The organism is Paenibacillus sp. Soil787, from assembly GCF_001429545.1.
In the GTDB taxonomy this organism is placed as follows: domain Bacteria; phylum Bacillota; class Bacilli; order Paenibacillales; family NBRC-103111; genus Paenibacillus_E.
This window is the reverse complement of record NZ_LMSP01000048.1, coordinates 1-10,850: the sequence shown is the minus strand read 5'-3', so window position 1 is coordinate 10,850 and position 10,850 is coordinate 1. Positions and strand designations below refer to the sequence as shown.

6 protein-coding genes are annotated in these 10,850 nt (G+C 43.2%); all 6 read left to right on the top strand.

Annotation, left to right across the window (positions count from 1 at the left end; translation table 11 throughout):
• The first annotated feature begins 2 nt into the window (after positions 1–2).
• The 6 genes from ASG93_RS35615 (at position 3) to ASG93_RS32470 (ending at position 10,381) form a co-directional block, all read left to right on the top strand.
• Entirely contained in the window at positions 3–185 is a 183-nt protein-coding gene (locus ASG93_RS35615) for an amidohydrolase family protein (protein WP_156411119.1), read from the top strand.
• Between the two features lie 197 nt (positions 186–382).
• Positions 383–637, top strand: coding sequence for a hypothetical protein (locus ASG93_RS32490; RefSeq protein WP_056839126.1), 255 nt, complete (start codon positions 383–385; stop codon positions 635–637).
• A complete protein-coding gene (locus ASG93_RS32485) occupies positions 618–5,639 on the top strand; it encodes an endo-alpha-N-acetylgalactosaminidase family protein (RefSeq protein ID WP_056839124.1) in 5,022 nt (1,673 codons plus the stop codon). The genes ASG93_RS32490 and ASG93_RS32485 overlap by 20 nt, the downstream gene beginning before the upstream one ends.
• Positions 5,640–5,784: 145 nt before the next feature.
• Positions 5,785–7,335 carry an S-layer homology domain-containing protein gene (locus ASG93_RS32480; protein WP_056839122.1) on the top strand — a complete coding sequence of 517 codons (1,551 nt, stop codon included), beginning with the start codon at positions 5,785–5,787 and terminating at the stop codon, positions 7,333–7,335.
• Between the two features lie 484 nt (positions 7,336–7,819).
• A complete protein-coding gene (locus tag ASG93_RS32475) occupies positions 7,820–9,466 on the top strand; it encodes a helix-turn-helix domain-containing protein (RefSeq protein WP_056839120.1) in 1,647 nt (548 codons plus the stop codon).
• A gap of 270 nt (positions 9,467–9,736) precedes the next feature.
• Positions 9,737–10,381 carry an HAD family hydrolase gene (locus ASG93_RS32470; RefSeq protein WP_056839118.1) on the top strand — a complete coding sequence of 215 codons (645 nt, stop codon included), beginning with the start codon at positions 9,737–9,739 and terminating at the stop codon, positions 10,379–10,381.
• Positions 10,382–10,850: the final 469 nt, after the last annotated feature.

The following is a 10,850-nucleotide window of genomic DNA, read 5'->3' as shown; positions in this document are numbered from 1 at the left end:
AAATGAGCCCTCTTGTCAAGCTTCTCTCTTCCTACGATTTGACCTTCGATGTGGTAGGGGTATTTCCGAATCATCTGAAGCATATCCCATACTTGGCTGAAAAAGTACCGGATCTGAGAATAGTGATTGACCATTTCGCCATACCACCCATCAAGGAAAAGCAAATGGGAGCGTGGGCGGAATAATTCGCTGCTATGGCTCAGTATCCGAACGTGTATGCAAAGGTATCTGGATTGAATACGGCAGCGGATTGGCATAGCGGAAAAAGTTGCGATATTGGGCGGAATAGCGACAAAATTTTACGGTATTCAAGCTGAGTAAAAGGGATGTGTGCCACCGCAAAGCGGAGGCAAGGTACAGTTCGGTGCTGGGGAAGCTCGGTATGAAAGGCTTTGCGGCGGTCATGTCGGATCATAAACGGCTAACCGGCGTGCTGAAACTGGGCCGAATCGGCCAGAAAGCAATTGTCCATGGCGGGGTGATCAAGTCGAAGCTCGGACCGCTTAATGCTGTCGCCTTTATAATGGTGGTCGCATTAATTGTTGGTGCAAATACTTTTAAATGCGCAAGAGTCAAAGAATTAGTAATTTCTTGTATAATTTTAAGAGGGGGATCTTATGAAAGTACACGGCATTAGTCTGAAAAGAAGTTCGGCATTTTTAACATGTGCACTTGTTTTGTCTCAAATAGTTGGACCTTTTGGTTCTAATTCAGTGCATGCAGCAACAGACACAGCTACATCTATACCTTTTGAGTATAAAAACGAGTTTACTAGTGGTATTACTGGTATTAATAAGATTTCAGGTAGCGGTACTGTTACTGCAGAAAACAATAGCTTACGTATAACAGGAAAGTCACAAGTCATAGATAGTAATGCGCCCCTTATTGATAATGGAGAAGTAGAGTTTACTCTAGAACCTATGAATGGCAAAGGCGGGTTAGGTCTAGTATTTAGGAGTGACCAAGCAAACAACTGGTCTGCGCTTGAGTGTGTTAACACGCGAAGCGACCCTTGGGCTCTTGTTTATTGGAACATAAAAAATAGTACCGGACTTAATCAACGTACTGTTGTTGATACGACCCAACTGCTTCCCTCACGCCAATATAAAATCAAGGTTCGTTATGTAGGCAAAGTTATCACACTTTGGATTGACGGACAAGAAGTGAAGAACTTTGAAGCTACTCAATTGAATACGAATGCAGGTCGAATCGGTTTTATTACAGAAGACAATGCCGACGTAAAGATCGATAACATTGTTTATCACAATGTGGATTCATTAAAGCCGACCGTGTCGAACATTGAGAATATAACTCTCGTGTCAAATAAAATGAGTGTAGCTTTGGATGGCGCTTTCCCTCGCGTAATCGAATATAATTACAACGGAAAGAAAATGTACGGTCAGCTTACACCAAATTATTATGCGATGGTAAACAGCACCAACTATAATGCAAGCGCAACTGTAATGAGTAAAACAAACACTAGTGTAACTTACCGAGTAGTGGTGCCAGGTATAACAGCGTTTGATACGATCTATATACTCGATGGAAATGCTTTGAAAATGGAAATTTCAAACATTGATGAATCCCAAACTACAATCAACAGCCTTGGATTCCCTGAAAACAGTATGGTTTCTGTAAAGAGTAGTCAACCGGGAGCAACATTGAATGCTGCAGTTCCATCTAGACCTACCGCAGGAGATGATGGAGGCCAGGATAACATTAAAGATATGGCTTACAATTTGAGTACGCCTATTCCAGGTAGTACCTATCAATACGCCAATATTCCCATTTTCAGTACTTCCGAACTTTCAGCGGCGATCAATAACAATGTTCTCTACAATTTACACGAATTTGCCTATCAGAGCTTTCCAGTAGGAACCGATTATTATACGGGTGCGTGGAGTACAGAGTTTGTTTGGCGTCCTTGGGGTTATGACAACAAAACGACAGTCAAACCAGAGACCACGGTTGTTATTACAGATGACGCCAATGCAGATGGGGTAGTAGATTGGCAGGACGGCGCTTTGGCATTAAATAAAGTACGCGGTCTTCTGCCAGGCTCAGAAAAACTTGCAAATAGTTTTGCGCACATTGCTATGAACTTTGCTTCTGGTGCCCAGAGCCCCTTCCTGCGTATATTGGATAACTTGAAAAAGCTTTATCTGTACTCGGACGGTTTTGAGCAGATGCTCGAGATCAAGGGGGATGCTAACGAAGGCCATGACAGTGGGCATCCGGAATACGACGATGTAAATAGGCGTGCAGGCGGAGCAGTAGATTTTGAGACGCTCAGCAAAGAAGCGCTAAAAATCGGTGCTGATGTAGGCGCTCATGTCAACAATTCAAACCAGTTCCCGGAGGCTAAAACCTTCCGTGAAGATCTTGTGTCGCCGAATGGCTGGGAAGGCTGGCTTGATTACGGTTATGATATAAAGCGCGAAAACTATATTACTACAGGCGAGATGGATAAACGTTTCAACAACTTGAAAAATCTCGTTCCGGATATGAAATTTGTCTATTTAGATACGTATTTTGACGACCGTTATAACGCTTTTAGAATTGCAGCAAATTTCAAACAAAATAAATGGAATGTGTGGACGGAAAATAAAACTCAATTAGACAAATATGCCACTTGGGTACATTATCCCGGTATTAACAGTACAATCCACCGTTTTGTCCATCATCAAGATAAAGACGTCTACGGCTACAACGCTTTGCTGCGCGGAGGCTACACCCGTGGTGCTGACGACGGATTTATGGGATGGCAGGGCGGCAAAACCATTACAAATGCCATTCAACAGTTGTTTGCGGAACAGCTTTCTTATCGTTATTTAATGCACAATGAGCTTTTAAAAATGACGTCAACCGAAGCAACCTTTGCTAACGGCGTAACTTCAAAATTAGAAAATGGAAAAAGCAATATTTATAAGAATGGTAAATTAATTGCGTCTGATAAGCTTGTGTTTATTCCATGGAGTCCGGAAAATGAGGATAAAATTTATCACTGGAATCCAACTACAACCAAAACGACTACATGGGATCTGCCGAACAGCTGGGCTGGTCAGACTAGTGTGAAGCTTTATCGCTTGACTCAAACAGGTAAGCAAAATGAGGTCATTGTGCCTGTGCAAAATGGAAAAATCACAATTAGTACAGAACAGAATACGCCTTATGTCGTGTATAGAGGTAACAACACAGCAGCACCCGTCCAAGTCCAAGAGTGGAGCACGGGCAGTCCGGTGAAAGATGCTTCTTTTATCAGCCACAGCTTTAATAACTGGACGGTAGTTTCTGATAAACAGGAAAATATCAGCATTAAGGATACGTCTTTTGAAAAGACCTATTTGGAAGTTAAGGGCGCTGAAAATGGAGCGGTTACGCAGACGATGACTGGTCTTGTAGGCGGACAAAAATATGTTGCTTCCGTCTGGGCAGAAGTAACGGAAGGCAAAATTGCAACTATTTCTGTCAAAACGACGGATGATAAAGAAGTAAGCAACTACATGAGCAGTTCGCCGATAACGATGAATATCAGCAATTCTGACAAAACCGGCAGCAAGTTTATGAAAATGAGTGTGGAATTTACTGTTCCACAAGATCAGACCACCGCAATATTAACACTTAAAGGAACGGGGGGAACAGCGACTAGTCTAGCTAAATTCACAGACGTCCGGGTCACCAAAACCAACAAACCTGATCGAAGCAACTATGTTGCATACGAGGACTTTGAAAACGTTCCAGAGGGGTATGGTATTTTCTTCCCGACTGCATATACCGAACGTATTCATTTGTCGCAAACCAACAAGCCCTACACAACGGATACGCTAGACGGTGAATTTTCCTTGAAAACAAAGGGCAACGACGTTAGAACTTTGCCGTATACGCTGCGTCTTTTACCAAATAAAGCATACTTTCTAAGGTTTTTATCCAGTGCTGGTGGAACTGTCAAGGTGCTTTCTGATAAGAACACTAGCGAAGTTATTATGAATAACACCATCAAGCCTGGCCAAAATGCTTTTACATTTATAACAGGAAATGCTGATGATTATTATGTGTTGCTTGCCGGAACGCAAGTTGTTGACAACTTTACAGTAGTCAGCAGTGACCAACCTATGAACCTTTCAGGAATTACAGCACCTGCACCGATAACAGATGTTGCTATGAAATCGGTCAAAACAGCGGCTGCTCTGGGATTGCCCGGAAAAGTAGCGTTGGAAACCGATTTGGGGAGTATCGATGCAAATGTGACATGGGATTTAAGCAACGCAGATTACGATCCGAACGCCTTAAAGGCGCAAACCTTCATGGTAAATGGTACAGTAATTCTGCCCAATATGGTTGTAAACCCAAACAACATTCCTTTGACAACAAGCATTAGGGTAACTGCTAATAAGATCCCTTCATCCCAAATGACGGCAACGGCGACAGGCCAGGAAACGGTTCGATCATACAACCCAGCCTCTATGGCGATTGACGGAGACCCAGGGACGATCTGGCATACAAAATGGGATAATTCCGACGTTCTCCCCCAATCGATTACCTTAAATCTTGGAGGAACCTACAATATCAATAAACTTACGTATTTGCCAAGGCAATCAGGAGGCTGGAATGGAATTATTACAGGCTATAACGTGTATGTAAGTACGGATGGGGTATCCTTTACTAAGGTTGCAAGTGGAAATTGGGTAAACAACATTGCGGAGAAATATGCAACATTTACTACGACCAATGCATCCTATGTCAAGCTCGAAGCAACAGCGGGCGTCAGTGGATATGCATCGGCTGCGGAGATCGGTGTAGTTGTGGAAACAACGGTAGTGCCGCAAACTGTTCTAACTGGAGCGGAGAAAGTAAATTCTGGCCAAACTTTCAATCTGACGTTGGGATTGACTAACGTTACGCAAAGTGTGTACCAGCAAGTGTATGCTCAAGAATTGACACTGCATTATGATCCGGCAAGCTTGCAGTTCAATTCAGTAACGTCAGTGAAAGAAGGATTTCAAGTCATTAATAAAAATGACTCGGTGCCAGGAACTGTTCGAATTGTGGCTGCCAGCGTTGGCACGAACGTGTATCAAGGCGATTTGCTCGCAATTCAATTTACGGCCAAATCTGTAACCCAGGCAACCAATACGACAATTTCTGTAGACCATGTAATGATTGCCAATGGACAGGGGAATGAACTTCAGGTTGGCGGTTCCTCCCGCGAGATACAAATAGCGGTAACTAGTATACCTGTAGATAAGTCGCTCTTGAATGCAACGATCGCAAGCGCTCAGGCGAAGTACAATGCAGTAGAGGAGGGCAATGGAAACGGCCTGTATGCAATTGGTGCCAAAGCGCAATTACAGTCGGCGATCGACACGGCCAATGTGATAGCAAACAATCCGAATGTCAATCAGCAGCAGGTGGATAGTGCGAAAGCCGCATTGGAAGCAGCGATACAAGTGTTTGAAACTAAGAAAATTAACGCAGATATCAATGGAGGCGGTGTCTCGATTGGAGACTTGGCTATTGTTGCAGCTGCTTATGGCAAACAACAAGATCAGCCGGGTTGGAATGTGTTAGCAGATGTAAATAAAGACGGTAAGGTTGGTCTTGAAGACCTTGCAATCGTAGCTTTAGCGATGTTGAATTAATACACCGACGATTGTTGAAAAGTTGAACTGATCGCATTAGCGAAATTGAGGATTGATCGGCAATGAAAAGGGGAAGCTTATTTCCCCCCTTCTGTCGCCGATATGGCCAATTACACTAACGAATTTTTAGAAAGGGCGGATTACTTTGATTTTAAAAAAACTTCTCGCATTCAGTCTGACGTTGCTTTTGACCGTGTTCGTGCTTCCGAAGCCCTTTATACATGCAAACATAAACACTAGCCCGAGCTTTTTACTTTCCATCACGAAACCAAGCATATCGGCGGGTGATAACTTTGAAGTGAAGGTAGAAGGAAAACAAGTAACCGATATGTACGCATTTGAAGTCAATTTATCGTTTGATACAAGCCGTTTAGAGTTTCTTAAAAATGACTTTCAAAGTAGCGGTTTTACAGTGGGCCCTAATGTGGATGGGAATAAAATTCAAATTGCATATACGCAACAAGGTAACATTCCTGGCCAGAACGGTGATGTAACGCTGGCTACGCTGCCATTTCATGCGGAAAGTCAGGGATCGGCCGAAATTGTACTGGACAGTGTAAAACTGATGAAACAGGTGGATTCGAAATTAGTGACTGAATTTTTTCCAGTCAATAGCAAGGTAGTGGCTATAATACAAGCGTCATACGGTAATGAGGTCGAAATTCCTTCTGTGCCTGCAGGTTTGACAGTTACAGCAACAAGTACCTCACAGATTAACGTAACTTGGCAGCATTCAAAAAACGCAGCGGGTTATGACCTGATGGTAGATGGAGTTGTTCAAACAGACAGATCAAGTCCGTTTGCGCACACAGGTCTTGCAGCAGACTCAACCCATACCTATATGGTGAGGGCAAAGAATTCGGTAGGAGTCAGCGAATGGAGTACACAGGTAAGTGCAAATTCTCAGAGATCATCGAACAATAACAACAACAACAACAACAACAACAATAACAATAACAATAATAACAATGACAACAACAACAATAATAACAACAACAATAATAACAACAACAAGAATAATGCATTTAATAGAGATATTGTCAATGAGTTTAAACTTGTTAATTCGATCTCTTCCATGGTAGCGGAAGCAAAAAAAGCTGATGAAAAGGTTGAATTGGCTGACATTAATGGACATTGGGGCAAAAAGACCATCGGTACGTTCGTGAAATTGCACGTTATTGATGGGTATGAGGATGGAACGTTCCATCCTGACGGCAACATTACACGCGCCGAATTTGCAGCGATCATTTCTCGCGTATTCGATATCAACGGCGGTGCCAATCAGTCGGTTATTCTGAGCGATATTGAGAACCACTGGAGTAAAGAAGCTATTGAGAAACTCGCTAGCGCAGGAGTGATTGCCGGATATGGAGACGGGACGTTCAAGCCGGACAAAACGATCAGCCGTGAAGAAATGGTCATTATTCTATCCCGTATTGTGGACTTTAGTAACGTGGACAAAGATGCTTCCAAAGGCAATTTTGCGGATATAGCAAACGCAAACTCTTATGCAGCAAATCACATCAAGGATGCAGCAGAAGCGGGTATCATCAGCGGCAAGGATAATGCCTTATTCGATCCACAGGGTAACTCTACACGTGCGGAGGCGCTTACGATCGTACTGAATGCATTGAACCTTAACCCTCAAGTAAAAACACTCTTGGACAGCTTGAACGAAGTCGAGCAACATGCTTAAAGGTGACTGAAGAATAGTCAAGGTAATCCGTTGGATGGTGGTGCGGTGACATATTATGCGGGAAGCTGGAGGACTTTCGGTAATACAAGCAGCGGAGAGATCAGCAAAGAGTTATTGCCGGGTTCTTATACTTTTGCTATGACATATTCAGGAACGTATAAGGAGTCTATAAACAATATAACCTTAAATCCAACGGTGGTATTTCAGATGTAAGAATTGATATAAATCCTCACGTTAAGCATGCCAAAAAGCTGCTTGACGAGAGGGTTTTCTATATGTATTTAACCAAAAATATCATCTTTTATTCAAAATAAATCATATGAATACGTTTCCAATTGTACTATACTATGTTAGGTCTAAGACACAAATCATAATACGAGGAGCGTTTCAATGCTTTTCGTAAACCACAATTGCTCAGTAATGTTCTGTAGTATATACTTTTTTACAACTAGACAGACGAATTTCTATATGAGGGGTAACTACCATGTACAAGATGATGATCGTTGATGATGAACCGTTAGTTCGTTTGGCCTTGCATCATTTGATCGATTGGCAAGCTCTCCATATTGAAATCGTGTGCGAAGCGGGTGACGGTGTCGAAGGTCTCGCCCTTCTTAAGGCCCGTGGTGACATCGACTTACTGCTAGTTGATATCCAAATGCCGCGAATGAACGGCATTGAGTTGTTAAAGGCATTGAATGATCCAGCTATGCTGAAGCGTCCGGTTCCGATTATTTTGAGCGCCTATAGCGATTACAGCTATGTAAGGGAAGCGTTCCTGCTCGGTGCGCTGGACTACATCGTCAAGGTGGATATGGATGAGGAGCATATCGTACCTGTTATCACTAAAGCCGTAGAGGAGTTAGTGCGTTTAGGCGGCGTATCGAAAATAGAGTCAATTGGACATGAGGATAAACAACTAGTCCGACAATCGGATAAGGATGCATTATTACAGAAGCTTCTTGACTTCGATCCGAAGGAAGACGCAGAGTCGATCGAACAATGGATGTTATCAGCTAGCGGCTTGTTAAATGAATCGAACGAGGTGGCGATCGTCATTCAAATCGCAAGAGGTATCGATACGACGAAGCTGCATGGGTTCATCCACCAAACGATCCAAACTGTGCTGCATGAAATGTCCATTCTGCATGAAATTGTTCGACGTGAGACAGGCGAATACGTCTTATTGTGCGCGTTCCCGCACGGTCGCAGCGAATCGGCGATTCGGTCCCAAATTCATAGCCTACTCACAATGATTCAAACTCGCCTGCTGCAATATGTGAACGCATCCATATCGGTTGGCATCAGTGATTTAGCAAATGGCTGTAGGCAGTGGCCTCGCCTATACCAACAGGCGAAGCAGCTGGCAGCGAAAAGTTATTTTGCTGGTTTGGGGAAGCTGTTCTATAGGGAATCGGCGACCTATGTATCGGATGGGACAGACAAAGGGGATCACGAGTTGTGGGATGACTTGAGAACTGGAAGACTTACCCTGCTTCAAGCTCTGAAGCAGCCTGACGGAAGTCAGTGGGTACGCGAGTATGAGCATTTGGAGAAGCGAATGTATGATGCGAGGCAGGAGCTGCCTGACAGGGTGCGAGCTGTATTCGTCGATATGTTGTGGGAGCTCGGTGCTGTTCTTTATGCCAAAGGCATACGCCTGGAGGAGGTACAGCCAACTTCTCATAATCCATTTGATGAAATCAAACAGATGGAGACGCTGGAGGAAACGCAGCAGTATGTCAGACAGCTATTGCAGCGTGCTCATTCAGCTATTCATGGGAATAGTCTCATGAACGCAGGTCGCTATAGTCCCTCTATAGCTAGTGCAAAGAAATTCCTCGATTTGCATTATCGTGAGGAAATTAATCAGTCGCTCATCAGTGAGATGGTGGGCGTTAGTGAAAGCTACTTGAGCAAGCAGTTCGTCAAAGAGGTCGGCTGCAATTTCATCCACTATTTGACGAAGCTGCGTATCGAAGAGGCTAAGCAACTGCTCGAAAAGGGGATCAAAATTTCCGGTATTTCGGAACAAATCGGATACCTCAACCCCGAGCATTTCAGCCGCATTTTCAAAAAAATGACGGGTTTTAGTCCGAAGGCATATCGGGAGAGTTTGGGAAGAGAGTAGTCGTTAAGCTGGATTCATTCATCCCGCAACCTCAACTGAGTATATAGGAAGATTGATCCCTATTTAAGACACCGCTATGTAGAGTAAGATTGGACGAATGAATCGACGGATTCTATTTGGTAATATTTCAAAGAGGTTGCCTCCAAAACCATGTAAATGGCAGAGGAGCAGCCTCTTATTTATGCATGACTAATTTAAGACACTCGATTATATCGAAAGGTTCAATTACTATGTAAATAGGGGAATCCAAACACAAAGGAGATTCAAGCCATGCTAAAAGCATTCATTTTCGATATGGACGGCGTTATCATTGATAGCGAGCCGATCCATTTTGATGTAGACGTACAAACGATGAAACATTTCGGGAAGACGATCACGAAGGAAGAGTTGGAGAAATTTGTGGGGATGACGAATCCTGAGATGTGGAAGGTCATTAAAGAAGACTATCAGCTACAGCAGACGGTTGTCGAGATCATTGAGCATCAACTCACCTCTAAAATAACGCTTTTACAAGGAATTCAAATTGAACCTATTGAGGGAATTAGAGAGCTGCTTACATCTCTAAAAAACAATCAAATTCCAATTGGAATCGCATCTTCTTCACCTAAGGTTTTTATTGAGGAAGTGTTGAAAAAGTTCGATCTTGCCAGTTATTTTGATTGTGTGGTGAGTGGCGAGGAAGTCAATCAAGGTAAACCGGCTCCTGATGTATATTTGGAAGCAGCCTCCCTACTAGGCGTTGATCCAAAGGATTGTGTAGTTGTTGAAGATGCTAAACATGGTGTTGCTGCGGCCAAAGCTGCGGGAATGACTTGCTTTGGCTACGTCAATGTGAACTCTGGCCAACAGGATTTGTCTAAAGCGGATTTCATTATCCATGCAATTAGTGAGATTAAGGTTGAAAATTTACTATAAGAAGAATGGGTGCTCGGAGGGATTTCACGCCTGGAAGGATTTATATGGTTACTCTCGGACAGTGCTAGGGAGCGGTGTATGGATCTATAAAGTATATACAAGCACAAATGGAACCATATTAGGGTTATTTTATGTATTGTAAGGAAAACAGAGTGGACTCATTCACTCTGTTTCTTTTTGGCATAATAGAAAGTATAAGTTTCGAGGTAGAGCATGAGGAACCCCCTTTCTAATTTTTTTGGTAAATTTGGTAGTATGGAGAGAAGGAATACTAGCGCACAAAAATTGTGCGCAAGGTTGTCAGATCCGTCGCGACTGGACGCTAGCGCACAAAAATTGTGCGCAAGATTGTCAGATTCGTCGCGACCGGACGCTAGGAGTCTGTCCGACGAAAACAGGAGTTCACCCATGCTGTCACGAAATTTTTAAGTAATGGATAAATGAACGTGTAAAGGAAGTGCGAGGCATG